The 525-nt window shown below is 41.7% G+C and carries 1 protein-coding gene; it reads right to left on the reverse strand.

All coding sequences use genetic code 11. The annotated features are described in order from the left end of the window. Positions 1-240: 240 nt before the first annotated feature. A partial coding sequence (locus COO03_RS23820) for a 3D domain-containing protein (protein ID WP_179863026.1) occupies positions 241-525 on the reverse strand: 285 nt, incomplete at its 5' end.

Below are 525 nucleotides of genomic sequence, written 5' to 3' on the forward strand. Positions count from 1 at the left end.
TTTTCCAACATATAAGTCGCGGCTATGAAGAACAAAAAGTGACCTGCGCTCATTCTCTCTCTTTGTTTTAACTTGGCGTGGGGCAGGAAGAGGATCTGACCGCTTCTATGCATGGCTGGATGCTCTTTCCCACCTAAAAAGAAAGGGTTTATGTTGGTTCTTCAATTTGCATTTATATATATAATTAAAAGCCAGCTCTCAAATCATAAGAGAGCTGGCTTCCTATTTAGCAGTTATTGATTATTTTAAAATTTTCACTTTAACAGATTTACGTCCCCATTTGTCAGCAGCTGAATCTGAGCCAACTAGAACATCGATACGGTTACCTTTAATTGCACCGCCAGTATCACCAGCGATTGCTTCTCCGTAACCTTCTACCCATATTTTTGATCCAAGTGGAATCACTTTCGGGTCAACAGCAACCATCTTCATGTTTGGATTTGCTGTTAGGTCATGACCCATTGCAGTTAATACACGGCCGCCATATGTGCCCCCATTTTCGCTCGGATGAGCTGTATATGCTGT

The sequence above is a fragment of the Bacillus sp. AFS098217 genome, from assembly GCF_002551815.1.
GTDB lineage: Bacteria > Bacillota > Bacilli > Bacillales > Bacillaceae_G > Bacillus_A.